Annotated in this window: 27 protein-coding genes and 1 riboswitch; of the genes, 17 read left to right on the top strand and 10 right to left on the bottom strand. The window is 44.2% G+C overall.

Going from position 1 to position 24,772, the window contains the following annotated elements:
• Nucleotides 1-3 precede the first annotated feature (3 nt).
• The 10 genes from Q4486_RS00310 to Q4486_RS00265 form a co-directional block, all read right to left on the bottom strand.
• Nucleotides 4-1,317 carry an FAD-dependent oxidoreductase gene (locus Q4486_RS00310; protein WP_303517507.1) on the bottom strand — a complete coding sequence of 438 codons (1,314 nt, stop codon included), beginning with the start codon at nucleotides 1,315-1,317 and terminating at the stop codon, nucleotides 4-6.
• A 496-nt stretch (nucleotides 1,318-1,813) separates the two neighbouring features.
• Entirely contained in the window at nucleotides 1,814-3,148 is a 1,335-nt protein-coding gene (locus tag Q4486_RS00305) for a ferric reductase-like transmembrane domain-containing protein (RefSeq protein ID WP_303517504.1), read from the bottom strand.
• A 123-nt stretch (nucleotides 3,149-3,271) separates the two neighbouring features.
• A complete protein-coding gene (locus tag Q4486_RS00300) occupies nucleotides 3,272-3,739 on the bottom strand; it encodes a GNAT family N-acetyltransferase (RefSeq protein WP_303517503.1) in 468 nt (155 codons plus the stop codon).
• Between the two features lie 137 nt (nucleotides 3,740-3,876).
• Complete coding sequence (locus Q4486_RS00295) at nucleotides 3,877-4,230, bottom strand: YkgJ family cysteine cluster protein (protein WP_303517502.1); 354 nt, start codon at nucleotides 4,228-4,230, stop codon at nucleotides 3,877-3,879.
• A 154-nt stretch (nucleotides 4,231-4,384) separates the two neighbouring features.
• Nucleotides 4,385-4,972, bottom strand: a complete 588-nt coding sequence (locus tag Q4486_RS00290; protein WP_303416539.1) for a cytochrome b — start codon at nucleotides 4,970-4,972, stop codon at nucleotides 4,385-4,387.
• 191 nt (nucleotides 4,973-5,163) lie between these two features.
• On the bottom strand, nucleotides 5,164-5,565 hold the full coding sequence (locus tag Q4486_RS00285) for a hypothetical protein (protein ID WP_303416540.1): 402 nt from the start codon (nucleotides 5,563-5,565) through the stop codon (nucleotides 5,164-5,166).
• 245 nt (nucleotides 5,566-5,810) lie between these two features.
• Nucleotides 5,811-6,251 (bottom strand): adenylyltransferase/cytidyltransferase family protein, encoded by a 441-nt coding sequence (locus Q4486_RS00280; RefSeq protein ID WP_303517499.1) that lies wholly within the window; start codon nucleotides 6,249-6,251, stop codon nucleotides 5,811-5,813.
• A 75-nt stretch (nucleotides 6,252-6,326) separates the two neighbouring features.
• On the bottom strand, nucleotides 6,327-6,980 hold the full coding sequence (locus Q4486_RS00275; RefSeq protein ID WP_303517496.1) for a phosphatidylcholine/phosphatidylserine synthase: 654 nt from the start codon (nucleotides 6,978-6,980) through the stop codon (nucleotides 6,327-6,329).
• Between the two features lie 323 nt (nucleotides 6,981-7,303).
• Nucleotides 7,304-7,615: a hypothetical protein gene (locus Q4486_RS00270; protein WP_303517494.1), complete on the bottom strand. Its 312-nt coding sequence runs from the start codon at nucleotides 7,613-7,615 to the stop codon at nucleotides 7,304-7,306.
• 490 nt (nucleotides 7,616-8,105) lie between these two features.
• On the bottom strand, nucleotides 8,106-8,516 hold the full coding sequence (locus Q4486_RS00265; RefSeq protein ID WP_303517493.1) for an STAS/SEC14 domain-containing protein: 411 nt from the start codon (nucleotides 8,514-8,516) through the stop codon (nucleotides 8,106-8,108).
• Between the two features lie 160 nt (nucleotides 8,517-8,676).
• A riboswitch (cobalamin riboswitch) is annotated at nucleotides 8,677-8,940 on the top strand.
• A 94-nt stretch (nucleotides 8,941-9,034) separates the two neighbouring features.
• Between Q4486_RS00265 and Q4486_RS00260 the strand changes: the two genes are divergently transcribed.
• The 17 genes from Q4486_RS00260 (at nucleotide 9,035) to cobM (ending at nucleotide 24,724) form a co-directional block, all read left to right on the top strand.
• Nucleotides 9,035-9,877 carry a DUF4198 domain-containing protein gene (locus Q4486_RS00260; RefSeq protein WP_303517490.1) on the top strand — a complete coding sequence of 281 codons (843 nt, stop codon included), beginning with the start codon at nucleotides 9,035-9,037 and terminating at the stop codon, nucleotides 9,875-9,877.
• Nucleotides 9,878-9,889: 12 nt separating this feature from the next.
• A complete protein-coding gene (gene cbiM, locus Q4486_RS00255) occupies nucleotides 9,890-10,510 on the top strand; it encodes a cobalt transporter CbiM (protein ID WP_303517487.1) in 621 nt (206 codons plus the stop codon).
• Nucleotides 10,497-11,096, top strand: a complete 600-nt coding sequence (locus Q4486_RS00250) for a hypothetical protein (RefSeq protein WP_303517484.1) — start codon at nucleotides 10,497-10,499, stop codon at nucleotides 11,094-11,096. Before cbiM ends, Q4486_RS00250 begins: the two co-directional genes overlap by 14 nt.
• Nucleotides 11,097-11,100: 4 nt before the next feature.
• Nucleotides 11,101-11,883, top strand: coding sequence for a cobalt ECF transporter T component CbiQ (gene cbiQ / locus Q4486_RS00245; RefSeq protein WP_303416548.1), 783 nt, complete (start codon nucleotides 11,101-11,103; stop codon nucleotides 11,881-11,883).
• Between the two features lie 9 nt (nucleotides 11,884-11,892).
• A complete protein-coding gene (locus Q4486_RS00240) occupies nucleotides 11,893-12,639 on the top strand; it encodes an energy-coupling factor ABC transporter ATP-binding protein (protein ID WP_303517481.1) in 747 nt (248 codons plus the stop codon).
• Entirely contained in the window at nucleotides 12,636-14,018 is a 1,383-nt protein-coding gene (locus Q4486_RS00235; protein WP_303517479.1) for an MFS transporter, read from the top strand. The genes Q4486_RS00240 and Q4486_RS00235 overlap by 4 nt, the downstream gene beginning before the upstream one ends.
• Nucleotides 14,019-14,110: 92 nt before the next feature.
• Nucleotides 14,111-15,847: an AAA family ATPase gene (locus Q4486_RS00230; RefSeq protein ID WP_303517477.1), complete on the top strand. Its 1,737-nt coding sequence runs from the start codon at nucleotides 14,111-14,113 to the stop codon at nucleotides 15,845-15,847.
• Nucleotides 15,847-16,434 carry a cob(I)yrinic acid a,c-diamide adenosyltransferase gene (cobO, locus tag Q4486_RS00225; protein WP_303416552.1) on the top strand — a complete coding sequence of 196 codons (588 nt, stop codon included), beginning with the start codon at nucleotides 15,847-15,849 and terminating at the stop codon, nucleotides 16,432-16,434. Before Q4486_RS00230 ends, cobO begins: the two co-directional genes overlap by 1 nt.
• Nucleotides 16,434-17,777: a cobyrinate a,c-diamide synthase gene (locus Q4486_RS00220; RefSeq protein WP_303517475.1), complete on the top strand. Its 1,344-nt coding sequence runs from the start codon at nucleotides 16,434-16,436 to the stop codon at nucleotides 17,775-17,777. Before cobO ends, Q4486_RS00220 begins: the two co-directional genes overlap by 1 nt.
• A gap of 13 nt (nucleotides 17,778-17,790) precedes the next feature.
• On the top strand, nucleotides 17,791-18,912 hold the full coding sequence (locus Q4486_RS00215; RefSeq protein WP_303517471.1) for a cobalt-precorrin-5B (C(1))-methyltransferase: 1,122 nt from the start codon (nucleotides 17,791-17,793) through the stop codon (nucleotides 18,910-18,912).
• Complete coding sequence (locus Q4486_RS00210) at nucleotides 18,909-19,676, top strand: precorrin-6A/cobalt-precorrin-6A reductase (RefSeq protein WP_303517468.1); 768 nt, start codon at nucleotides 18,909-18,911, stop codon at nucleotides 19,674-19,676. Before Q4486_RS00215 ends, Q4486_RS00210 begins: the two co-directional genes overlap by 4 nt.
• A complete protein-coding gene (locus Q4486_RS00205) occupies nucleotides 19,673-20,314 on the top strand; it encodes a precorrin-8X methylmutase (RefSeq protein WP_067861716.1) in 642 nt (213 codons plus the stop codon). The genes Q4486_RS00210 and Q4486_RS00205 overlap by 4 nt, the downstream gene beginning before the upstream one ends.
• The gene (gene cbiE / locus Q4486_RS00200; RefSeq protein ID WP_303517466.1) at nucleotides 20,314-21,588 is read left to right on the top strand and encodes a precorrin-6y C5,15-methyltransferase (decarboxylating) subunit CbiE; all 1,275 of its coding nucleotides are present in this window, start codon (nucleotides 20,314-20,316) and stop codon (nucleotides 21,586-21,588) included. Before Q4486_RS00205 ends, cbiE begins: the two co-directional genes overlap by 1 nt.
• On the top strand, nucleotides 21,585-22,313 hold the full coding sequence (gene cobI, locus Q4486_RS00195) for a precorrin-2 C(20)-methyltransferase (RefSeq protein WP_303416557.1): 729 nt from the start codon (nucleotides 21,585-21,587) through the stop codon (nucleotides 22,311-22,313). The genes cbiE and cobI overlap by 4 nt, the downstream gene beginning before the upstream one ends.
• The gene (locus tag Q4486_RS00190; protein ID WP_303517464.1) at nucleotides 22,310-23,113 is read left to right on the top strand and encodes a cobalt-precorrin 5A hydrolase; all 804 of its coding nucleotides are present in this window, start codon (nucleotides 22,310-22,312) and stop codon (nucleotides 23,111-23,113) included. Before cobI ends, Q4486_RS00190 begins: the two co-directional genes overlap by 4 nt.
• Nucleotides 23,114-23,153: 40 nt before the next feature.
• On the top strand, nucleotides 23,154-23,930 hold the full coding sequence (gene cobJ, locus Q4486_RS00185; RefSeq protein ID WP_067861704.1) for a precorrin-3B C(17)-methyltransferase: 777 nt from the start codon (nucleotides 23,154-23,156) through the stop codon (nucleotides 23,928-23,930).
• Complete coding sequence (gene cobM / locus Q4486_RS00180) at nucleotides 23,927-24,724, top strand: precorrin-4 C(11)-methyltransferase (protein WP_303416559.1); 798 nt, start codon at nucleotides 23,927-23,929, stop codon at nucleotides 24,722-24,724. Before cobJ ends, cobM begins: the two co-directional genes overlap by 4 nt.
• Nucleotides 24,725-24,772: the final 48 nt, after the last annotated feature.

Raw genomic sequence — 24,772 nt, 5'->3', positions numbered from 1 at the left:
ACTTTAAACTGGGGTGTAACCGTGCAACATCACATCATATACGGGACGTATAAGTGACTTTTCCATAACCCAAGCGATTTCACTTTTATCAAGAGGGTCTACAACCGGGAAGGGTAATGTGGTCATGGGCTCTAGGCTATAATCAAACTCCCAAAGCATGGCGTGGCCAACATCTAAGATCATGGGGCAAGATGTATAACCATTCCATTGAGCGGTTAATGGCTGATCTGTGATTAATGCTTGTAAGTTTTTGGCAATAATCGGTAATTGAGATTTAACTGAGGCCGCTGTTTTTCCTATAGGTGTACCTACAGTGTCGCCTAGGCCAAACACATTGGGGTATCGTTTATGCTGTAGTGTGTATTTATCGACCTCTAAATATCCTTTAAAAACTGTTTCATCCACTAACTCTGACTCCCGTAAGCTTTTTACCGTTGTCATAGGCGGCACTATATGTATGAAGTCCCAATCCATAGTACGTTGTGAATTATCAGCTAAAGTAAAGGTTGCGGTATGGGCTGCGCTGTCCAATGAGGTTAGTGTCTGCTCATAATTTGGAGTGATTTGTCGCTCAGCCCAAATCTCTTGTAAGCGTTTATCAAATGCTTTAACTGCAAATAAATAGTTTTCAGCGGTGAAGTATTCGAAATTAAACGCGTCTCTTTGTCCTGCTTGGCGCACAAAGTACTCTATTAGGTTTGTTGCTTTCATTGGAGCGCCTGCACATTTCATGGCTCCTTGGGGGCGAGTAAACAGAGCTTGGCCACCTTTGCTTTGTGCAAATGCTAGCGCTTGCTTGTGACTGGCGATACCCGCTTCAGGGCTTAGGTAAATACTCGCGATATTGCCTTGTCCAATTTCGTTGATATCTAAGCCTTCAATCATGTCGTAGCGTAGTTCTAAGCCTGTAGCAACAATGAGGTAGTCATAGTTGAGTGCCTGTCCTGATGAAGTAATAACTTGATTATTATCAGGTTTATACTCTCTTACGGCTTCTGAAATCCATTTTACTTGGCTGTCTAAATAGGTTTCATTATCTTCGATAACTTTATCTTTGCTTTTATAAGCACCGGCCAAGAGTAATGTTTGCCCCGGTTGGTACCAGTGATAGCCGCGTGGATCTACGATAGTGATCTCTGCGCCATTAAAATAATGTAGCAGCTTATTTGATAAGGCAAGACCACCCGCACCACCACCGGTAATAAGGATTTTTGCTTTTGTGTCAGTTTTGCTTAACTCCCAAGCACCAAAGCCAAACGCCCCGGCAACACCTAGGGCTGCTCCGGTTTTAAGTAAATTTCGACGATTAATGGGCATAGTTATCACCTTTTTATAAATACTTTATAGGCTCTTGAAAGGGCTGAGAGTCTATGATTAATAGGCGTATCTGCTTTGATCAGAGCTGGCTGTTATGTTTTATCTTTAAATACTTAAAGCAGATTACATGCCAGTTATATTCCTTTGTGTTATTTGTATATAACTAAAGGTTCTTTGTGGAGATCTTGTCAACTTAGGCCGTTTTTTTAGCTTATATATCAGTTTGTTTGTGACATATATGGCATTTTATTTGCCATATTTTGTTTTTTAAGCGACCGGATTGGTCAGCTAACTCAGCCTAAACCATCACTAAATATAGCTTTATGTTAAGTATATATCATATTAGTTATATCTTATATTTAGGTGTTCTGTTTTGAGAGCGTTTTATCGGTGCTATATGTATAGAGGCTATGTATAGAGGCTATGTATAGAGGCTATGGATAGGGGATTATGAGCCTGATCTAGAAAGCTAATCAGGCTCATTTGAAATACGGGGTTATCGCATATCAAAAAGTTCTTGATGGAAATTTTTTGAGGGTATGCCCTTGGCTTGAAAGTCTTTACGTAACGTTTGGCCTAAAAGCGCGGGGCCGCAATACCAAAGACTGGCGGATTGCCAATTAGGTACGGCTTGACGAATTTTTTCGGGAGTTAAGCGCCCATCTTGTGGGGTTAGGATGAGATGCAAATGTACACCGGCGGCTTTTGCGTCGGCGCTGAGTTTGTCCATTGCTGTTTGATCGAAATCGCTGGTGGCATGAAAGAGATCGATCTGTTGTGTACCGGGGACTTTAGCAAGATACTTCATCCGTGCAATAAAAGGGGTAATACCAATACCTGCTCCAACCCAAATTTGTTGAGGGTTGCTGTCACTGAAGTTAAAACAGCCGTAGGGGCCTTCAACCGTAACGGGTAGGCCGACTTTTAACCAATCACGTAACCGACTAGTCCAATCACCTAGTTCTTTGGTAATGAATGTTAATTTTTGTTCTTTATCATCCCATGCTGAGGCAATTGTATAGGGGTGAGCACCCTCTCTTTTTTTTGAGGTGACAAAGGCAAACTGTCCAGGCATATGTCCTTGCCAGTCGCGATTTACATCAATAGTACATTCAATAATTCTTAAACTAGGGTAATAGGTAAGTGAGTCTACAACGCCTTGTGCTTTGCGTCCCTGTCCAACTCGGCCAGTCATCACTAATATCGCCGATAGTGTACCGCCCATGAGTAGAAGGGCGATGATGATACCAATCGGCTGAAGCCAGTAACTAAACTTGGTAAGAATTAAGGTATGGAAGGCGAGTACTAGATAAGCAACAGCAAGCCAGTTATGTACTTTACGGAATAGGTGGTAAGGAAATCGTTTTATTAGTGCTAACACTATAAGCACTGTTGCGGCATAGAATGCCCATTCACCGACAGATTCTGCTAGATGGCGTTGATCTCTGAATAATTGCTCTAAAAAGGGGAGTGATTGTGGGTCCGAGGATTTTCGCGCAGGTTTGACAAGCCAGCCCCAGCCGACCATCCATTTAGTCCCCGTTGCCCACCACCAGTGGAGAATTGAGGTGACAAGCGCTGTTATACCTAACCATTTGTGTAGTCGGTACATCTTATCTAGCCCGTGTAGTTGTTTCTCCATCCATGTTGATCGCAGGGTTAATATCATCGCCACACTCATTGCGCATATGGCTATTACGCCAGTGTACTGAATAAATACCGAGCGAAATGAGAAATAGGTAAAAGGTTCGGGGATGAAAGTGTCAGCTAGTAACCATAGGGCTGTTAAAACTAACAATAACCCCGCAAAACTTATTTTTAGTGCGTTCATTGTGAGTCCTTCCGATATAACTTAGGCAAATTAACGTGATTGCCAATAACGATAATGTGTAACATTTGTGTCCAGAGCTGGCGTTAACCTATCCAGCTAACAAAACGGTTTTAGTGTTCTGTGTTAAGGCTGGGTATTTGAAGACATAGAGTAGTTTAGTAATGACTGTCCTCGTAAATTGATGTGGTTTTCTTTGGTGAGTGTAAAGCCTGATTTTTTGAAGAAGGGCATAGCAACTTTACTGGCTTCTACATGAAGCCGAGTTATCTTTTTCTTTTGAGCGACCATGCGTAGGTGTTGTAAGAGTTGGCTGGCTATTCCGGAACCTTGGTGCTCAGGATGTACGTAGAGACAGTCGATATGTCCATCGCTCTCTAGTTCTATAAAGCCAATAATGCCGTTGTTTTTCAGCGCTACAAATGGCTTTTTCTCCAATAAGCGCGCCTTCCAGCCAGTATAGTCAGGTGGTGTAGGAGCCCAAGCCTCTAGCTCTTCTTTTGAGTAAAACGATTGCTTGATAGCGTGCACAGACTTATGAAATAGATTAGCTATCTCAATATAATCGGATGGTTGATAGGATCGAATATGCATGAATATGACAGGTGTAAAGTCGTAATTATACGATGTTGGCAGGCTCGTTGTCTTGAGGATTAGTTGCTGCAGCTCAATTAAAGGGGCATTAAGACAAAGATATTACCGTGTATAAATATACCTTGTAGTGTCTGTGGCTAAACTAAAACTTGTCGAGTGGTCGCAATATAGTGATGAACTTCACGTTCAATCTCTGGCTCAACCATCTCTTGCGGTCGACAACCGTTAGGGCAGGCCATATTGGGTGTAGTGCCAAATAATCGACAGATGAGAGGGCGCTCCCCATAGACGGTGCAGCCATTGGGACCTAAGTGGACACAATTAAACTCTTTTAAGGCTGCATCATGTTCGGCATCCGATTTAACCGGTAGGCGAGAGATCTCTTCCGATGAGGTGGTCACCGGCCCGCAACAATCATGGCAGCCCGGTGTACACTCGAATGTAGGAATACGTTGACGCAGTCGTGCGATAACCTCGCGGTCATTATTCATAGGTGCTCTCTTTTTATCTCATTGATTATTATGGTTTTATACCTAAGGTATGAGAACCCGTTATTCTATTCGTTTGTGTTATATTTTAACCGATTACTGGCACCACTGTAGCTCACATGGAATACCATTGTGATTACTTTTAGCCTGTCTTTTATTATTTATCCGATGTCATTTTTAGTACGGTTCTGTCGTGTTTTACAAAGTGATGGTACAAGGCTGCTAAAACATGTCCCAATATTAGAATCCATACTAACCAAGCGCCGAATATATCTTTGTGGATAAAGTCGACCGGTTTTTCGAACTCTTTAAATGTGAGTCCTAAATTCTCCTGCACTAAAGATATGAAGATAGGGGTATCTTCAAACTTAGGTATATCGAATAAAAAGAAGTATTCCGTAGCACCTCCAGTGCCTAAATAGCCCGTGAGAGGCATGATGATCATAATGGCATATAGTGCATAGTGGCCGGCACGGGCAGCTTGATGTTCTAAGTGTGTACCTGGTTCTGGATTAGGTTTGCGGTTAGTTATACGCCAGATAATACGCAGTGCGACTATGACAGCAATGGTCACACCAATAGAAAAGTGCAGCTGAAGCACCGTCCAGTTTTCAGGTGTTTTGTCCTCGGTAAACCAGCGCCGAAAGTAGACAGTGATATAAGCGCCTAAAAAAAGAATCGCTGTCATCCAATGTAACCATTTTGCTATAGAGCCGTAGTTTTCAGCGGTGTTTCTGATACTCATTTAATACTCCAAGATGGTTATTGTGCTGGCGCTGTATGTTATAACTCGACTTATGAAGTGTCGCGTATAGGGGATCTAAACTGAAAGCCGTTTTGGGAAAAGTTGTTGTATTTTATGTAAATGGTGGCGAAATAAATAGAAGCTAATTGAGTGATCTAAGAATTATATTTAGATACTTGACGTTAGCTAATTCATACCCAGCCTCTTATTTTAGCTGAAAAATAAGGTGAAAATGTAGTTGTAAGTAAAACAATAGGCCAAATATTTCCCTCCTTAAACAGATACGCTTCAAATAACTGAGGCCAAGATTGACCTTGGATTCGTCCAAAAATGAACTCGAAAACTAAGGTCATGCTGAGCCAGCTGAAGCCAATTAATAGATAGGTTGTTGTCTGTCTTTGTCCAATCCAAGGTAGAGTAGCGTAGGTAACAAACATAATAGCTAGAGCTAAAGTTACGCCACTTAGCATAAGTCCAGTGTTACTGCTTAGCATGGGAATGAAAAAAGTTTCACGAACAGTACCGTTGACTATTGCCAGTAATAGTATGCTCAGCCATATAGTGAATACTTTAAAAGTGATGCTCTGAGTCAAGACACCTCCCATCAATGTAGCGCGGAGTTCCCACCAGCTTTATACCTATATTATTTTCATGAGTATATAAAATATAAGGTGGAAATAATAAGGTTAGTGAGGGTTCCAGAGCGATCTGTTGCGAGGTGGCTATATTAAAACATAGCCGTAATCGTGGCTTGCGAAACGTGCTATCAGGCAATAATTCTCTCTTATTGCCCTTCACGCTACCCAAAAGCCACGCTGTATTGCTCTTAATGCTACGGTTATGCGAGGGCTATGTTAGCTTGGTTTAGATTTCTTACTGGATTAGATTGAGCCATAACATTTTGCTTAATAGTGGTTGATGATGTGCGAGGGTTATACAGTACTTGACGAATCTGCTTGCCTGCTGATTTTAGATAAGATTCAACCGCAAGATTATGAGGTGCTTTTCCCCAATCTTCACCAATTACAAAGATATCTGCATTTAATGCTTCACAACCGGAAACATATTCAAGCTCATCGTAAGGGCGCACTATATCAACGCAGCGCAAAGCGCTTAGCATCTCCATTCGCTGTTCTAAAGGAATAACAGGAACGTTAGGTTTATAGGAATTTACAACACGATCTGAGGCGACGCCTACGCCTAAGGATTTGCAGTACTCAAGTAAAGCAAGATGTCCAACATGTAATAAATCAAACGTACCAACGGTATATACAATCATATTTTATTTAGCCTTTGGGAAAAATTATTAATCAGTGTCGAGTGTTAACGACAGTTTTATGTGTGCCGTGGTTTTTTAGAAAAGCTTCCACGTATAAGTGGCTGTTATTACAAGCGTATAAATAGTAAGTAAAATAACATTGCGGGGATTGCCAGAAAGTTTAGGGGTCTTAATTTGAGACACGTTGAATATGGCCAGCAATAGGGCGCTAATATAGAAGATAGCGCTGAATATCTCGCTTGGAATAAGGCTTTCTAAAAGGAAGATAAAAACTAATAGAATATTATTGTTATCCAGTGCGAGCCCTGTGTATTTAGACTCATCAGATAAACCAAAAGTACTAAAGTAGCTTAAGCGTATAGCGCTGGCAGCAAGAATGATAAAAGCGATGGGTAGAAAAATGGGATTAAATTGGCCATAGCTCAGCAAAAGAATAGCGGGGGTTACGCCATAACTGACAATGTCGATGACGAGATCAAGCTGACCTCCAAACATGCGGTCACTGCCTGTGCGTCCTTTCATTCTGCGTGCTATTAATCCATCGGCCCAGTCAAACGCCACGGCCCAGATCATGCCGATCATTGCCGCATAAAAAACGCCAATGATACTGAAGTAGATCGCTAACAGTGTACAAGCTAATCCGGCAAGTGAGCATATATTGGGTAGATCTTTAACATAGGAAATAATGGCAGGTTGGAGTGTTTTGTTTTTCTCAGTATCTGTAGTCATGGTGCTCCTAAGTAGGAATAGGTATAAATCAAAGGCGCACCGATCACGCAAAGAGCGTGAGCAAGATCACTTTGTTCAAAGGAACAGAGTTAAGCTAATTATCTGATTTTTCTCATTCAAAGAGAGAAACGCAAACAGTGGGTGCAAGAGTCTGCTCTAGTTGCTCGTAAACAATCTAGAGGATCAATAAGGAGGATAGAGGCGTGTTAGCCAGTAGGCTCGATAGAGGAGAGTGTACTCAGCCACTATACGCTTTATTGGGGGGGAGGCACAGACGTTTGTTGTTTAATATGCGGTACTGTGAGTTAGGCAGGTTGTTTTTTTTAAGTATGAATTTGAATGCTTAATGGCATATGGTCGCTTACACCAATCCAGTCTTTTCGTTGGCCGATAGCTATGCTGGCTTTTTCTAGTATGTCTTGAGACATAAAGGCGTAGTCAATATGGTAGGGTTTTTCTTTGTTTCGTTGTAGGAAAAAAGTTGGAGTTGTTTCTTCTCCTTGGGGTTCATTAAATTGCCTATGGTATAGGCTACTTATTCCAATCTCTTTTAGCTCCGAAATGACATCGCTATGGTTCCACCAACGATCTGGTTTATCCCAAATTGCATTGCTATTTAAGTCACCTAAAATCATTGTTTTTTGATGGCTTAGTTCCTTTCTATGTATTTGTATAAATTTCCAAAGCTGTCCTATATAGCCAAAAACTGGAGAATTGTTGCCTTTGGTCCAAGCAGCCAGAACTGTGATTTCATCATTAATAAGAAAGGGAAGGAATAAATTTAAGTCTGATGTTTTCCAGTGAGTAGACTGGCTATTGGCGTTTAGGTTTGGGATTTTAAATTCACCTTCCCACTTGAGGCATTTAACGGTGTTTCCTTTTTTGGGGAAAATCCCAATACCTTTGTGTTTTGAAGTCCCTACCCATAAATAATCGCCCGCCCACTTACGGTATTCGTTGCTTGATTGGGCGGGGTCTTCGCATTCTTGAATGATATACTATATCGACATCGAGGAGTTCAATATTAGGTACTTTCTTTCTAAATGCGCCATTGCAGTTCCAGGTTACAATTTTCATTTGAGAATTAACTTATCCATTGCTTTTAGGCTTGTGAGGCGGCTTACTTTATCCTGCAAATGGGTGTTTTTTTTCCTCATGTTCATCATCTTCACCTTCATCATTAATCCAGCGTAGAGCCTCTAATAGCTGGGTTAGTTTGTAGTGACGTACCTCACCCCGCATGAGACGTTTGGATATTTGTGTTGCCCAATCCATCCATTGTGCATCGCCGACTATGGCCATGCGGTGCAGGTCATTTGCATGAGCTACGCCGAACTTCAGGTCTTCCCATAGCGCGCCAGCCTCAAAGCCTGAAAAGTCAGGAGCGAATGTGATCAGTAATCGCACCTCTGGATGCGTATTTTTGACATGTTCAAATAGAGGGATAAATGTTTCGGTATAGTCTTCTTGGGTTAGTTTGTCGTTGGCCTGTAATACGATGATATCGCCAGTTGTTTCAGGAAGAACGTAAAGCATAGAGGTATCTTTTGTTAATGGGTGTGATTTCATTATAAAAGTAAAATGAATAGGGAGCTAATTGATAATTTTTAGCTGTATAAAATTCATAGCAAAACGAAAACTGCTCAATTGCAAAGTGTTGATTGCATGGGTATTGTTAACGACTTATCTTGCCGCACATAAGTGCAGATTAGATGGTTTTAATCATTTGATCCGGGAAGTTGGTGCATCTAGGTTTTAATTAGCCAAAGGTAATCCCAACACTGCCCCCGCAACGGTAAATTGGTTAAGGTGTTTTGTATGCCACTGCATTAAGCTTATTAACGTTTAAATACGTGCTATTTAGGTGATATGTGGGAAGGTGAAATACCCGAGACAGTGTTTTTTATAAGCCCAGTTTCGCCAATGAGTCCGGATACCAGCGAGATAAACATATTTACCATGGTGTTGCGGAGGGCTTCACCGAGTAATCGTTCAGTTGGTCTGAACATACTTATCCTCCCAACTCCGACACATAACTTGTTGGAGATTTTTTTGTGCTTAAAAATGTACTTTCTTTGGTGGTTATTAGTTTAGCCGCATCTCTTTTTACCTCTACGGCCCAAGCCCACTTTCAGATGGTGTATACCCCTGATCTATTACGGGAACGTGGTGGACTAATTAACCTAAAACTACCCTTTACTCATCCTGCTGATAGCGGCTATGTAATGAGCGTGGAGCCACCTGAGCAGTTTTATGTGGTTAAAAAAGGTAAAAAAACTGATCTATTAATGGATGTTAAAGCCTCGAAGTGGACCAGTGCTGAAAATACAGGTGACGCTTACGAAGTAGATGTGGCGCTTCGTGGCTTAGGCGATCACCTTTTTGTGATGCAGATGGCTCCCTATTTTGAAGCGTCTGAAGATGCCTATATTCAACAAATTGTTAAAACCATTGTTAATGTAGGTACGCTACCAACTGATTGGAATAAAGATCTAGGTTTAAGTGCTGAAATTGTTCCATTGACTAAGCCTTATGGCATTTTAGCGGGTGGTACATTTACCGGTGTAGTAAAAAGCAGAGGTAAGCCTGTACCTTTTGCAGAGATTGAGGTTGAGTATGTTAATTATGATCCAGATATGAAGAATAATCGTTTTTCTGCACAAGCGAATATGGATCTTCCCTCCGATCTTTTTATCACGATGACTATATTCGCTGATGCTAACGGTACGTTTACTTTTGGTATCCCTAAAGCGGGGCAGTGGGGTTTTGCAGCATTAGGTGTAGGTGAAAAAACAGAGTTTAAAGGTAAAGAGTTATCTCAAGATGCGGTGATTTGGGTGCAAGCGCATGAGATTCGCGCTTCCGATAAGTCCGCGCAAAGTGATTTGTCTAACTAGGTAACAAGCTCTATGCATATTGTTGATGGCGTGTTAGCTGTTCCTATTTTAGAGGTAGGGACGGCTTTAACTGTAGCGGGTGTTGCTATAGGTTTAAAGAAAATGGATTATGATCACTTACCTCAGGTAGGTGTCTTATCCGCTGTGTTCTTTATCGCCTCTTATATTCATCTGCCAATAGGTTTTTCCAGTGTTCACCTTATTTTGAATGGCTTAATTGGCCTCGCATTAGGGTGGGCAGCCTTTCCGGCTCTTTTAGTCGCACTGTTTTTACAGGCTGTTTTCTTTGGTTTTGGCGGCTTTTTAGTCTTGGGCGTCAACGTAGTTAATATCGCGTTGCCGGCTGTTATGGTTTATTACCTATGTGGGAAGGGTATTAGCTCAAGCTCGCCTAAAGTGGCGGCTGTATGGGGTGCTGCTGGCGGCGCTGGAGCGATTGTGCTTACTACGGTGATGGTCGCGTTCTCCTTAATGCTCTCGGGTGAGGCTTTTCTTTTAGCAGCAAAAATGACCTTTGTAGCGCACATTCCTGTGATGATTGTTGAAGGATTTGTGACTGCGGCGGCGGTGTTGCTCATTCGTAAAGTGAAACCTGAGTTCCTTAATATCAAGGAGAGCTATGATGCTGTCTAAGTTAATAGGTGCCTTGTTTTTGAGCCTGCTTTCCCTTGGGGTTGCTGCGCATAATGTCGTTGGTGGTGTTTATGCGATTGGTGACCAGATTGAAGGTGAGATTGGGTTTTCTAATGGGGATATGGCCGCTCCCGGTACGATTGTCAAAGTGACGGATGGGCAGGGAAATGAATTAGCTAGTGTAGAAACTAATGACGAAGGGGGGTTTAGTTACACCGCGACCCAGCGTATCGACCATCTGTTTTATGCCAATTTAAGTTCCGGCCACATTTTGGAGTTAACCTTGCCGGCTGATGAGTTGCCTGGCACCCTTGCTACGGCGGGGGTTAGTGAGGCAGCTGCGGATAAAGTAGCTGGGCCGAGTGTGTCGGCATCCAGGGCTATAGCAACTGATAGCCAGGGGTTAGAGCAGATGATTGAGCGGGCCGTGGCAAAGCAGGTGGTACCGCTTAGAAAAGAGATCGCAGCATACAAAGAGAAAAGCTCCCTGCAAGATATTATGGGGGGAATAGGTTATATCTTTGGCTTGTGCGGTTTAGGTATCTGGTGGCGTCAGCGTCAACTGGATAAGCAGAGTAAAGGCTGATCTGATGCCTCAGTTTTTAGAGCATAGCGGCACCTCATGGAAAGGGCAGAAGGTTAAGCATGATCTATCTGTGATCGATAAGCTCGATCCGCGCCTGCGTGTGATAATGGTGACGTTGTTTGCTTTTGTAACTGTGCTATCGGAAAGCTTTTGGGTATTAAGTTTAGGGGTATTAGTTGGGCTTTTATTGGCTCTGCTTGCTCAATTAAATGTAAAGCGGACGCTGCGGCGAGTGATTGCAATGGATATGTTTATGATCTTTCTGGTCATTATGCTGCCCTTTACGACACCTGGTGAAGCGCTATTTACCGTGGCGGGATTATCCGCCAGTACTGCGGGTTTTCTACATGCGTTGATGATATTGCTAAAAGCCCATGCGGTAGTATTGTCGTTATTGGCGCTGGTAGGGACGCTTAGTGCGACCACTTTAGGCCATGCCTTAGCTCATTTGCGAGTACCTGATAAACTTGTGCACTTGCTGCTTTTTACTGTGCGTTATTTGGATGTGATTGGGCAGGAATATAAACGTATGCGCCGAGCGATGCAGGCTCGTGCGTTTGTTTTACGAACTGATATGCATACATGGCGTTCCATTGGTTATCTTATTGGTATGCTCTTAGTACACTCTTTGGAGCGCTCGGAACGCATTATGGATGCAATGAAATGTCGGGGTTATAAAGGCCAGTTTTATCTGTTTGATGATATGGCATTAGGTACCCATGATTATCGCTTTATGGCGCTGTTCCTTCCTTTTTTATGCGGATTGATTGGGCTTAACTTTTTATGAAAATTTTTTATGAGTGAGCGATCAATGGTTGAGTCTGAGTTGTCTGGTAAGTCTACAGCCCCTTTGATTCAGGTGAGAGGCTTGAGCTATCGCTATCCTCGCCGAGGGCTCGTGCTGGACGATGTGGATTTTCAGCTTAATCCGAGTGAACGTGTTGCTTTAACGGGGGCTAATGGAGCGGGAAAAACGACTTTATTACATCTACTAGTGGGCCTTAAAAAAGCAAAGTCAGGTGATATTTTTGCATTTGGTGAAAGTCGAAAAGAGGAAAGGTCCTTTGTTGATGTGCGTGCCCGTGCCGGTTTTTTGTTTCAAGACCCGGACGACCAGCTGTTTTGCCCGACTGTTTTAGAAGATGTGGCCTTTGGCCCCTTAAACCTAGGCAAGAGCCGCGAAGAGGCTTTAAAGATTGCTACTAATACATTGGCTTCGTTGGGGATGGCTGGATTTGAGGAGCGTATTACCCATCAGTTATCAGGTGGTGAGAAACGTATGATTACTTTAGCTTCTGTATTAGCGATGGAACCTGAAGTGTTGCTGTTAGATGAGCCGAGTAATGCATTAGATAGTAAAGCGCGTCAGCATTTGATTGATACATTAAAAACCTTACCTCAGGCGATGATCATTATCTCCCATGATAGTGATTTCTTAGCGCAATTAGCTACGCGAGAAGTCCGGCTAGAAGGGGCTAAGTTAAATCTTGTAGAGAAACGTAAGCTTGATACTGTCGGGTTGGTGGAGAAAAGTAACCAATGATTGCTGTTGCGACGCCGTTACTTAATTCGAACTTCCGCTGGCTTTTTTTTGGTCAGCTAGTTTCGCTATTAGGTACAGGATTAACAACAGTAGCGTTAGCGCTGTTTGCCTTCGATCTTAAGCCCAGTGATGCCGGTTTAGCCTTAGGTGTTGCTTTAGCCATTAAAATGGTCGCTTACTTGAGCGTAGCGCCTATAGTCGGTGGTTATGCCAACCGTTTGCCGCGTAAAAAGTGGTTAGCTAGTTTGAATATGGGGCGGGCGATATTAGTTGCACTGTTACCGTTTTGTGACGCGATCTGGCAGTTATTTGTAGTGATCTTCTGGTTAAATGTTATGGCGGCAGCTTATACGCCGGTGTATCAAGCTTTGTTGCCTGATATTCTTTCTGATGAGAAAGAGTATACCCAAGCATTGTCGCTCTCTCGTTTGGCAATGGAGGTGGAAAGTCTACTAAGCCCAGCACTTGCCGCCGTTATTATACTTTTCACCTCTTATGAGTGGTTGTTTGAGCTTAATGGCGCAGGGTTTGCGCTATCGGTTGTTTTTATCTATATGGCTAAACTACCGAGTAGCAGGAGTAATGACCGAAGTGGTGGTCTTTGGCAGCATGTTAGTTTTGGTATAAAAAGCTACCTGAGGACACCTCGACTATGTGCCGTATTATTGCTTAATTTAGCCTTATCTGCTGCGGGTGCGATGGTTATTGTTAATAGTGTTGTGTATGTCCGAGGCGTTCTTGGTTTATCGGAAGAGCAGGTGCCCTTACTGATGGTATCTGCTGGTTTGGGGTCTATGTTGGCTGCGCTTTATCTTCCCTCTTTGTTAGAACGTTTTCATGATCGTCCGGTTATGTTATTTGGCGGTGTTATTATCGTGGTGGCGCTGTTGGCAGGCATTGTTGGGCCTAGTTACTTAGGTTTGTTTCCTATTTGGTGTTTGATTGGTGTGGGGAGCAGCATGATTTTGATTCCGACAGGACGTGTCGTTCGTCAGTCATGCAAAGAGAGTGATCGTAATGATTATTTTTCTGCTAACTTCGCCCTAACTCATGGGATGTGGTTGATGGGTTACCTTCTAGCGGGTGGCCTGGGCAGTGTGCTCGGTATGGAGCAGACGTTTATTTGGTTAGCTGTATTGGCTGGCATATCGACGTTGTTAGCGAGTGTTATCTGGAAAAGCCATGATCGCTATGAGCTTTGGCATGAACATTCCGAACTGGAGCATCTCCATCCCCATACCCATGATGAGCACCATCAACATGAGCATGAGGGCTGGGAGGGAGCTGAACCACATACCCACCCCCATTATCATAAGCATCAGAAACATCGACATAAATATGTGATTGATGAGCATCACTCTTATTGGCCGAAACAATAAGGTTGGATACCCAAAGGATGTGGTCCTTTTTGTATCTTAGGTTTTTCAATCTGGCATCACCTCTCGGATAACGGGATGTTAAAGGTAGATAGATGAGTAAAACAGGTTTTCCATTTAGCGCGGTTTTAGGCCAAGACGATTTTAAATTAGCACTTATATTGTCTGCAATTAATCCTGCTATTGGCGGTGTTGTTATCAGTGGGCCGCGCGGCTGTGCAAAATCTACATTGGCGCGAGGATTGGCTGATCTATTACCTGTTTCAGATGATGAGGGGGAAAAATCAGCTGATTTTGTGACCTTACCTTTAGGCGCTAGTGAAGAGATGTTGCTCGGGACTTTAGATCTTGAGCATGTACTCAATGAAAAAACGGTGCGTTTTAGTCCAGGCTTACTGAGTAAAGCCGATGGTGGTGTGCTTTACGTTGATGAGGTTAATCTGCTACCAGATAATCTGGTTGACCTATTACTTGATGTGGCCTCTTCAGGGGTAAACCGTATCGAACGTGATGGTATTAGCCATAGCCATCGCTCCGAGTTTTTATTAGTCGGTACCATGAATCCTGATGAAGGGGAGTTACGCCCCCAGCTCCATGATCGTTTTGGACTGTCAGTTGATCTGGATAATCAGTATCTACCCACAGAAAGAGTCGAAATTGTTAAGCGCCGAGAACTGTTTGAACGCGAGAGGGAGCAGTTCTGTGAGGCCTACAAAGCAGAGCAAGAACAGCTCCTTAAACACATAGAATCTGCACGGATACGGCTAAACAGTATCAGCTGTGATGATCTACTACGGCTCGAAATTGCGGAGCGTTGTAGTGCGGCGCAGGTGGATGGTTTAAGGGCTGATATTGTTTGGTATAGGGCTGCAATTGCTAATGCTGCATTTCATCAACGTACCGCTGTTACTTTGCAAGATATAGATGATGTTGAAGCCTTAGTGTTAGCCCATCGACGTAAGGTAAAGCCGACGTCCTCGGATAAACAGCCGCCTAGTTCCTCCGAACAAAATAAGCCGCCATCATCACCTCAAACACAACATAGATTTAAACGACCGGATGATAGTCATCGTGAGCGGGGTGAAGATGGACAGAAAAATTCAATAGAGAGTTCCGGTGGGGAGGGGGATTGGGGCCCAATGTCAGCTCAAATGGAGCAGCAGAAAACGGCTGATATAACGCTAAATGTAGAGTCCGTTCAAGCAAGTGGGACGATGGCTCGATCATCTTCTAAACCAAATGCGTTGACTATGTCTGAATCGAGCAAACGGCCGGATTGGTACGCTACTTTAATATCCAGCCTGCCTAGCTGGCCGCCAGAGAAACTGCGTTTTAAACCGAAAAAACAGTCAGACGATATACTGCATCTCATATTATTAGATACCTCTGCATCCACATTGCAAGCAGAGGGCTTTGCTCATGCTAAGGCTGCACTGCTGCAGATCTCCCAGCAAGCGTATATAGCAAGGGAGAAAATTACGCTCTTTGGTTTTGGTAATAGCCGTGTTGACCGCCTACTGTCAAAGGTGCGTGCACCTAAAGAGCTCAGAGAGTGGTTGGATCAACTGAGTGCTGGCGGTGGGACGCCGATGCGTGCTGCATTTTTAGAGGCGCAAGTTTATTTGCAAAAATTACTCCGTCAAAACCCCCAACTACAGATCCGCAGTTATGTTCTGACTGATGGCCGTAGCAGTAGTTCTCTGAAGGGTGTTCAGCTCCCAGGTGAACTGGTATGGATCGATACTGAACTTAGTCAGATTAAGCGGGGCAAAGGTCCGCGCTTTGCCCAAACATTAAACGCAACCTATTTATCTTTAGCTGGAGCATATTAATGAAGACCCATCAGGAACGCATGGCGAAAAAGAAAGAAGTGATCGATAAACGCATCGCCAGTGCCACTGAAGAACGTGGCGTTTTAATTCTCCTTAAAGGCAACGGTAAAGGTAAAAGCAGTTCCGCTTTTGGCACTATGGCGCGCTGTGTCGGACATGGAAAAAAAGCGGCAGTGATTCAGTTTGTGAAAGGGCGTACAGAAACCGGTGAATATAAGCTGTTTCGTGATCATGAATTAATTGATTGGCACGTGATGGGCCATGGTTTTACGTGGGAAACTCAAGATAAAGAGCAGGATATAGCTGCGGCGGAAAAAGCTTGGCAGATAGCGGAAGCGCTCTTGCAAGATGATCGTTATGAGATGCTGGTTTTTGATGAGATGAGCTACATGTTCAAATATAAATACCTTGAACTAGCTCCAGTGATTGAAGCCCTAAAAAATAGGCCTAAAAATCAAAACGTAATGATTACAGGTCGGGTAATGCCCGAAGGGTTAGAAGAGATAGCGGATACCATCAGTAGTATTCGAGATGAGCGTCATGCATTTCGTCTAGGGGTAAAAGCACAAGCGGGAATTGAATACTGATGACCGATCAATCCACTTCTGTTTTGTGTCCAGCGTTATTTCTTTCTGCGCCAAGTTCCGGTGAAGGAAAGACGACTATTACAGCGGCGTTAGCGTGTTACTTTACAACTCAAGGTAAAGTGGTACGGGTTTTTAAAACGGGCCCTGACTATTTAGATCCGCAAATTTTAGCGCAGGCTTCAGGGCAAGATGTTGAGCAGCTAGACCTATGGATGGCTGGGGATAAGTATTGCCAGCAAAAACTATTTGAAGCGGCTCAAACAGCTGATCTTATTCTAGTTGAAGGGGCGATGGGGATGTTTGATGGTGATCCATCAAGTGCAGATCTAGCTGCCCGTTTTAATATCCCTATAGCTATAGTGATGAACGTTAAAGGGATGGCTCAAACGGCTGCGGCCTTAGCGGTGGGCATGGCGAACTATCGTGATGATGTGAAGGTTGCAGGTCTTATTGCCAATAATTGTGGTACAGAACGTCATGCTGAGCTGATTCGTGATGCTTTACCTAAAAACCTACCATTATTAGCCACATTAGCAAGGGATCCTGAGGTCGCTTTACCTGAACGCCATTTAGGTTTAGTGCAAGCAGATGAGGTGCGCGATGAGCTTGAGCAGCGTTTTACTTTAGGTGCTCAGTGGATCAAAGGCCCGTTGGCCGAGCCGAATGCAATTATTGATCTGCCCGAAGCGGTTGAATTTTTTAGTGCAGAGATCGCTCCAGTGGCACCTTTGTTGGTGGGTAAAAGGATTGCGATCGCTAAAGATGCAGCCTTTAGCTTTATTTATGATGCTAATTTGCGTTTATTGCAGGAGATGGGTGCAGAGTTAGTGTTTTTCTCCCCTTTATTTGATCAGCAGTTACCAGAGGCTGATGCGCTCTGGTTACCGGGAGGTTATCCAGAACTGCACGCTAAAGCACTGTCTGAAAATAAGGCCATTAAAGAGCAGATCAAAAGATTCCATCAGTTAGGTAAACCTATTTTGGCTGAGTGTGGTGGGTTTCTTTACTGCCTTGAAGATTTAACCGATTTGGATGATCAGGTATACCCCATGAGTGCAGTTATTGCAGGTCATGGGGCGATGCGCGGAAAACGGGGGTGCCAAGGAATGCAGACGGCTATGTTGCCAGAAGGGGCTGTACAAGCGCATGCGCATCACCGTTCTCGTAGTCATGCAACACCGGAGCCTATCGCCTATGGTAAACGCCAGCGACATCCTGCGCCGGGAGAAGCGATCTATAGAGAGCAGGGGCTAACCGCTAGTTATTTACATCTATTTTTTGCCTCAAACCCTGAAGCGATTGCCGCTATCTTTAGTGGTCAGTATGAATCAAAAACGGATTAAAGGTTAATGCGATATGTGGCCTGAGAGTAGTGAACAGAAACAGGAATTGCGCAGCGGTTTAACCACTGGCTGCTGCGCAACTGCTTGTTGTGTGGCTGCTGCTCAGGCATTACTGGCGACTAAACAGCCAGCTAAGGTTGAGGTGTTATTGCCCAGAGGGCAGTTGGTCGAATTAGTAATAGAAAGTTATCAACAACTGGGCGATACCGAGCAAGGTATTCGCACTGCAACCATCAAGGATGCAGGGGATGATCCAGATGTAACTCATGGTGCCACAGTGTTTGTGGAGTTGCGGTTAATTGCAGAGAAAGGTGTGTTTTTTAAACCGGCTAAGGGTGTAGGTACAGTCACTCGTGCGGGTTTAGTGCTTGAAGTAGGCGAACCTGCGATCAATCCCGTACCCAGGAAGATGATGCAGGAACATCTTATTAAGAGCGCGGAGACCTATAACTACAGTGGTGGGTTTGAAGTCTCTGTTGGGGTTGAGAATGGCGAACAGATCGCCTTAAAGACGATGAATCCTCGGTTAGGTATTTTGGGTGGTTTATCTATCTTAGGTACAACCGGTATTGTGCGGCCTTATTCCTGCGCTGCTTACATTGCGTCTATTCGACAGGGAATCGATGTTGCGCGCTCAAATGGAATCTCCCATGTTGCAGCAACAACGGGCAGTACTAGTGAAGCTGCGATTAAAAAACAGTATCAGTTACCGGATATGGCGTTAATTGAGATGGGTGATTTTATCGGCGCGTTACTGAAACATTTAAAGAAAGCGCCAGTAGAAAAGGTCACTATTTGCGGCGGCTTTGGCAAAATTAGTAAGTTGGCGCAGGGGCATATGGATCTTAATAGCCGAGCATCCAGTATTGATTTTAAACATTTAGCTGAGATGGCCGTTGCTGTTGGTGCAGGCACAATATTGGTGGAAAAAATTTTACAAGCGAATACCAGCATGGAAGTGTTGAAACTGTGCCAAGAGCAACATTTAGATCTGGCCTCGGAGGTGTGTAGTAGAGCGCTTATAGCCGCCCAAGGGATGTTAAAAGATAGATTGTCTGAAATGGAGCTAGAGGTGTGGGCGACTGATCGTAAAGGGCAGTTTGTCGGACATGTTAAGGCTGAGGATCTACAGTGAAAATACTTATCCTTGGCGGGACTTCTGATGCACGTAAAGTCGTTGCGGAGCTGGAAAAAAGAGATCTGCTGAAATCGCTACAGGTCACTTATAGTGTGGCGGGTTTAGTCCGCGTGCCCGAATTTTCGTGTGAGGTGATTAGTGGTGGTTTTACTCAACGGGGCGGGTTAACACATTATTTAAGGGAATTAGGTTTTGATTTAGTTATTGATATTACTCATCCCTTTGCGTTGCAAATGAGTACGGCTGCTGTTGCTGCCTGTGCTGAGTTAGCTATTCCTTGTTGGCGCTTTCATCGTTCAGCCTGGCAGGCTCAAGAAGGGGATCAATGGCAGTTGTTTGATAATTGGGATGGATTGATCAAAGCAACAGAGCCTTATCGCAGTATATTTTTAACGGCGGGACAGATAGAGAAGCCTTTAGTTGATCAGTTTAAGTTGCAAGCAGAGCTGACTGGGCAAAGGCAGATTATCCGAACGGCAGCGCCTCCCAAAGCTGAGTTGCCCGAGACGATGCAGTGGTTAAAAGCAATAGGGCCGTTTAATCATGCAGATGAAAAACAGTTATTGATTCAGTATGACGTGGATCTTTTAGTGAGTAAAAATAGCGGCGGTAGCGCGACTGAAGCTAAGTTAGCGGCGGCCCGTGAATTAGGTGTTCCTGTGTTTATGTTAGAGCGACCGCAGTTACCTGCGTCGGATTGTTTATTAGATTCGGTTAATGACGTAGTTAATAAGATTGAGAATAAAAGGGTTGGAGTGTGACTGTGATATATGAGATCAACCCTCAAGCGATTGAGCAAGAAAGTTTTCGCCAGATCCGCGCGTTAACGGATCTTGCAAATTTAACACGTGAGCAGCAACAGGTGGTGATGCGAATAGTGCACAGTGTTGGTATGCCAGAGGTTGCCAGTAGTGTTTGTTTTAGTGCACAGGCGTGTGAATCAGGGATTAGTGCTTTAGCGCGTGGAGCCAATATCCTCTGTGATGTGGAGATGGTAAAACAGGGAATAACTAAGCGTATGATCAATCAGCCGCCACTTTGTTATCTAAATGATTCGCGAGCGGCTGAATTGGCACAAGCGAGCGGTGAAACACGCTCTATGGCGGCAGTTGAACTGTGGCGTGATCAGTTAGCGGGTAGTGTTGTAGTGATAGGTAATGCGCCGACTGCATTGTTTAGATTACTAGAGCTGATTGAGCAGGGAGCAGATAAACCCGCGTTGATTATAGGTATGCCTGTAGGGTTTGTTGGAGCGGCAGAATCAAAGCAGCTTTTATGGGATCAGCATCAAAATTTAGGTATTGAGTGCATTACGTTACTGGGTCGGCAAGGAGGTAGTGCCGTAAGTGCGGCCAGTTGTAACGCTTTACTCCGTTGTATCCGTGGGGAGTATTACTAATGACAGGCCAGATTCAAGTGGTAGGTTTAGGTGTTAATGCTAAGGCCGATCTATCGGCAGAGGCACTACAAGCGTTGCATCAGTCAGACCTTGTTATTGGCTCAGAAAGGCAGTTAGATACCTTAGAGCAGATAATACCGGTTGGTAAAGAAAGCATAGTTCTGCCTAAATTATCTGCGCTTAAAGCGTTAATTGATGAGCAACTTGTAAAGGGCCGGACCGTTTTAGTCTTAGCGTCAGGTGATCCGCTTTTTTACGGGATTGGTCGTTGGTTTAGCCGTTATTTCTCGGCTGAATTACTCACCTTTTATCCTGCGGTGTCTAGTCTGCAAGTAGCCTGTCACCGATTAGGAATTGCTTTGCAGGATGTTGAAGTGCTCAGTTTACATGGGCGCCCTTTATCTAAATTAAGAACACGCTTGCGTCAAGATCAACCTTTATTGCTCTTAACCGATAAACACAGTACTCCTGAAGCTTTAGCCAATGAGTGTATTGCTTGCGGGTTTTCTGAGGCCAAAATTACGGTTTGTGAAATGCTTGGTTATCCACAGGAGATGATCAGATCGTTTACAGCTCAAACCCTTTCTAATACAGGGCGTTCCACTAAGTTCGCTTCTTTGCATGTAACACTACTTGAACCCGGTTGTAACCAAGGATTTCTACCTGCCTTCCCTGGTATTCCTGACCAGTATTTTGTGACCGATAAAGAGGATGCGGGCCGTGGAATGATCACTAAACGGGAGGTGCGCTTATCGATTCTCTCCTTGTTGCAAGTGGCTAAAGGTGAGTGTGTTTGGGATATAGGCGCCGGTTGTGGTGGTGTTGCAGTAGAGCTGGCTTATTGGAATCCGAATAGTGATATATATGCCGTAGAACATCACTCTGATCGTTTTGATTGCTTAGAACAAAATCGCCAGCGTTTTGGGGTAGTGAGTAACCTTTCTATTATTGAAGGTCGAGCACCTCAAGCATTAGCTGATCTGCCGGCCCCTGATAAGGTTTTTATTGGTGGCAGTGGTGGTGAGTTAGCGGCGTTGTTAGATCAAATATGGACCTTACTTCCTCCCGGGGGGATTTTGCTCGGTTCAGCGGTGACGGAACAGAGCAAGTGCGATTATTATCAGTTTAATCAAACGCGCACCCAGAGGGCAGATAGTGAGAATGAAACCCTCCAATTAAGTGTTAGTCGTGGTGATCGTTTAGCGGGCCAGATTATGTACCGTCCCAGCTTACCGGTTACTTTATACCTGTTTAAAAAGGAACCCTTGTCGTGAATGTTGTTAAAGGGCGGTTTATCGGCGTAGGGGTGGGTCCTGGTGATCCAGAGCTTCTTACTGTGAAAGCGTGGCGGCTTATTCAGCATGCGAATGTCCTCAGTTTTCTAACTAATGATCAGGGTGAATCACAGGCCCGTCGCATAGCCCTTGAGGCGATCGAATCGGCTGTAGGGGGGCAAACTGAAGTTCCCATTTATATGCCTATGCTTAAAGCACGCAATTTGGCGAATCAAGCCTACGATCAAGGTGCAAAAACGATCGCTGAACAGTTAGATAAGGGACTAGATGTAGTGTTTCTATGTGAAGGTGATCCACTTTTTTATGGTTCTTTTAGTTATTTATTAGAGCGTTTACAAGGGGAGTACAGTTGTGAAGTTGTACCGGGAATTAGTTCTATTAATGCTGCCGCCGCCTGTTTAACGCAACCTTTAACGATGTTGAAAGAATCCTTTGCTGTATTGAATGGTCGTCATAGTGATGAGCAGATTCTTGCTGGGCTTAACCAGTATGATTCTCTGGTTATTATGAAAGCAGGCCAAGCACGACCACGAATTCTAGCCTTATTAGAGCAATCAGGTCGTCAAGGTGAGGCTAAGTATCTTGAATATATAGGGCGTGATAATCAAAAAATTGTCAGTGATCTTAGCAGGTTGGATCGAGTCGCAGGTCCTTATTTTTCCCTTTTTGTCGTGGCGCGTGGTCAGGGAAGAGAGAACCAATGATACGTGTGATCAGTCTGACGGATAAAGGCCAAGCATTAGGTAAACGCTTGGTGGCACAATTAAATGATGCGCTGTTATCCCATAAACCTCAGCCCTTTAGCCAACAAGTGCAAACCTATTTTACGGCAGGTGAACGCTTAATCTTTATCTGTGCGACCGGTATTGTGATGCGTAGTCTTGCGCCTGTTTTAGCCGATAAATATACAGATCCCGCGGTACTGGTGTTAGATGAAAACGGACGGTTTGTTATCCCTCTATTATCAGGGCATGAAGGGGGGGCTAATGATTGGGCATTACAGGTTTCTAAGCTGATTAATGCAGAGCCGGTCATTACTACAGCTAATGCTTATCTACACCCTATTTATAGTGTAGGTATGGGGTGTGAGCGCAACTGTCCAGAAGCGGAGCTGGAAGGTTTGTTTATGCAATCTTTACAGCAGCAAGGGCTGTCTATTAAACAGATCAGTTGTTTAAGCAGTATTGATATAAAAGCAGATGAGCAAGGTTTGATCTCACTCGCTGCCAAGCTTGGTATTCCCTTCCTAACGTGGAATAAACAGCAGTTAAGCACAGTTGAAGAGCAATTAAGTACGCGCTCAACTTATGTTCATAGCATTGTCGGTGTTTACGGGGTTGCGGAATCAGCCGCGCTTTATAGTGCGTTGCAATGTGCGGCAGCGTATTCAAAACAGACCGATATCGCCTTGGAAACTAGCCTAGTTGAACAAGCGGAACTGGTTATGAATAAACAGAAAACCGCTAAAGCGACTTGTGCAATAGCCAGAGCTTACGCTAGTTAATGCGTTGATTACCCAATAACTAAATAGATTAGAGAGATAGATGAGTCAGTTATATGTAGTAGGTACCGGCCCCGGTGATTCACAGCTCGTTGCGCCTAAAGCGTTAACAGCCATTAACGCCAGTAGTGATCTAGTGGCATATGGGTTGTATTTAGATCTATTGGGCGGTGTTTGTGATGGAAAAACACACCATGATCTGCCTTTAGGTGAAGAGATTGGCCGAGCGCGTCTAGCTTTAGATCTTGCTGCGAGTGGTAAAACCACTGCGCTGATCTCTAGTGGTGATATAGGCATCTACGCCATGGCAACTTTAGTGTTTGAGTTACTAGATCTGCAGTTACAAGGTAAAGAATCTCATCCCGAATGGCTGGATGTTGAGATTGAAGTGATCCCCGGAATATCTGCTATGCAGGCGGGTGCAAGTCGTGTGGGGGCGATGCTCGGGCATGATTTCTGTACTGTTTCTTTGTCGGATCTTTTAACGCCTTGGGAAACTATAGAGAAGCGTATTCACAGTGCAGGTAGTGGTGATTTTGTTATCTCATTTTATAACCCTGTATCGAAAAAACGGGATTGGCAGCTGAACAGCGCCCGCGACATTCTATTGCAATATCGCCCAGCCGAAACACCTGTATTGCTGGGCCGCCAGCTAACCCGTGAAGATGAGTCAATCCGTATTATTCGGTTAGACCAGCTAGACGCTAAAGATGTGGATATGTTCACCATGGTGAGTGTAGGTAACAGCGAATCTAAGCATATTGTTAACGGCAGTAAAGAGTGGGTTTATACCCCACGGGGATACAGTAAAAAACTATGACGGTCTATTTTATAGGTGCCGGCCCAGGTGACCCTGAGCTAATGACATTAAAAGGTCAACGGATTTTACAGCAGTGCCCTGTAGTGTTGTATGCGGGGTCATTGATTCCTCGTGAAGTACTGGCCTCGGTTGAAGGCAAAGCCGAGAAAATTATTGATACCGCCAGCATAGATCTAGATGAGATTACCCAGCACATTCATCAAGCGCACGCTGCGGGCCAAGATGTTGCCCGTTTACAATGTGGTGACCCATCACTTTATGGCGCTATAGGTGAACAAATTAGGCGCTTAGAAGCTGAAGGTATTGATTATGAAGTGGTTCCCGGTGTTAGCGCTGTGGCGGCTTCAGCGGCTTATCTTAAAAAAGAGTTAACCCTATCCGGTGTGTCACAAACCATTATTATGACCCGTTATGAGGGGAAAACACCTTTTCCTGAGCGGGAGCGGTTACCGCAATTGGCTCAAAGCGGCGCGACTTTAGCGATTCACTTAGGGGTGACCCGCATTCATAAAATTGTTGAAGAGCTGATCCCCCACTATGGAGAAGATTGTCCTGTGGCTGTGTGTTATCGCACCTCCTGGCCAGACCAAGACAAAGTGGTTGGAACCTTAAGTAATATTGTCGAGAAAGTACGTGAAAAGGGGTTTACCCGCACTGCGTTAATTTTGGTAGGGCATGTTTTAGATTGTGATGATTTTGAAGAGTCCTATCTCTATGCAAAAGACCAAGCACATATCTATCGGCCCAAGGTGAAACCTGAAAAACCACGCACAGTTAACCGCGACAAACGCTGAGTTTAAGCGTTGCTATATAACAGAATTTAAGCCTAAACCGACTTTTAA

The organism is Neptuniibacter sp. 2_MG-2023 (genome assembly GCF_030547495.1).
In the GTDB taxonomy this organism is placed as follows: domain Bacteria; phylum Pseudomonadota; class Gammaproteobacteria; order Pseudomonadales; family Balneatricaceae; genus Neptuniibacter.
Note: the sequence above shows the minus strand (reverse complement) of the source record. Positions and strands in the feature narration are given on the sequence as shown.

Coding starts and splice junctions, on each gene's coding strand:
- Q4486_RS00290 (WP_303416539.1), bottom strand. CDS start 4,972: ATGAGTATCAGAAACACCGCTGAAAACTACGGCTCTATAGCAAAATGG.
- Q4486_RS00265 (WP_303517493.1), bottom strand. CDS start 8,516: ATGCTTTACGTTCTTCCTGAAACAACTGGCGATATCATCGTATTACAG.
- Q4486_RS00230 (WP_303517477.1), top strand. CDS start 14,111: ATGAGTAAAACAGGTTTTCCATTTAGCGCGGTTTTAGGCCAAGACGAT.
- Q4486_RS00295 (WP_303517502.1), bottom strand. CDS start 4,230: ATGAATAATGACCGCGAGGTTATCGCACGACTGCGTCAACGTATTCCT.
- Q4486_RS00300 (WP_303517503.1), bottom strand. CDS start 3,739: ATGCATATTCGATCCTATCAACCATCCGATTATATTGAGATAGCTAAT.
- cobM (WP_303416559.1), top strand. CDS start 23,927: ATGACGGTCTATTTTATAGGTGCCGGCCCAGGTGACCCTGAGCTAATG.
- Q4486_RS00235 (WP_303517479.1), top strand. CDS start 12,636: ATGATTGCTGTTGCGACGCCGTTACTTAATTCGAACTTCCGCTGGCTT.
- Q4486_RS00215 (WP_303517471.1), top strand. CDS start 17,791: ATGTGGCCTGAGAGTAGTGAACAGAAACAGGAATTGCGCAGCGGTTTA.
- cbiE (WP_303517466.1), top strand. CDS start 20,314: ATGACAGGCCAGATTCAAGTGGTAGGTTTAGGTGTTAATGCTAAGGCC.
- Q4486_RS00190 (WP_303517464.1), top strand. CDS start 22,310: ATGATACGTGTGATCAGTCTGACGGATAAAGGCCAAGCATTAGGTAAA.
- Q4486_RS00250 (WP_303517484.1), top strand. CDS start 10,497: ATGATGCTGTCTAAGTTAATAGGTGCCTTGTTTTTGAGCCTGCTTTCC.
- cbiQ (WP_303416548.1), top strand. CDS start 11,101: ATGCCTCAGTTTTTAGAGCATAGCGGCACCTCATGGAAAGGGCAGAAG.
- cobJ (WP_067861704.1), top strand. CDS start 23,154: ATGAGTCAGTTATATGTAGTAGGTACCGGCCCCGGTGATTCACAGCTC.
- Q4486_RS00305 (WP_303517504.1), bottom strand. CDS start 3,148: ATGAACGCACTAAAAATAAGTTTTGCGGGGTTATTGTTAGTTTTAACA.
- cbiM (WP_303517487.1), top strand. CDS start 9,890: ATGCATATTGTTGATGGCGTGTTAGCTGTTCCTATTTTAGAGGTAGGG.
- Q4486_RS00240 (WP_303517481.1), top strand. CDS start 11,893: ATGAGTGAGCGATCAATGGTTGAGTCTGAGTTGTCTGGTAAGTCTACA.
- Q4486_RS00280 (WP_303517499.1), bottom strand. CDS start 6,251: ATGATTGTATATACCGTTGGTACGTTTGATTTATTACATGTTGGACAT.
- cobO (WP_303416552.1), top strand. CDS start 15,847: ATGAAGACCCATCAGGAACGCATGGCGAAAAAGAAAGAAGTGATCGAT.
- Q4486_RS00310 (WP_303517507.1), bottom strand. CDS start 1,317: ATGCCCATTAATCGTCGAAATTTACTTAAAACCGGAGCAGCCCTAGGT.
- Q4486_RS00220 (WP_303517475.1), top strand. CDS start 16,434: ATGACCGATCAATCCACTTCTGTTTTGTGTCCAGCGTTATTTCTTTCT.
- Q4486_RS00275 (WP_303517496.1), bottom strand. CDS start 6,980: ATGACTACAGATACTGAGAAAAACAAAACACTCCAACCTGCCATTATT.
- Q4486_RS00270 (WP_303517494.1), bottom strand. CDS start 7,615: ATGATTTTAGGTGACTTAAATAGCAATGCAATTTGGGATAAACCAGAT.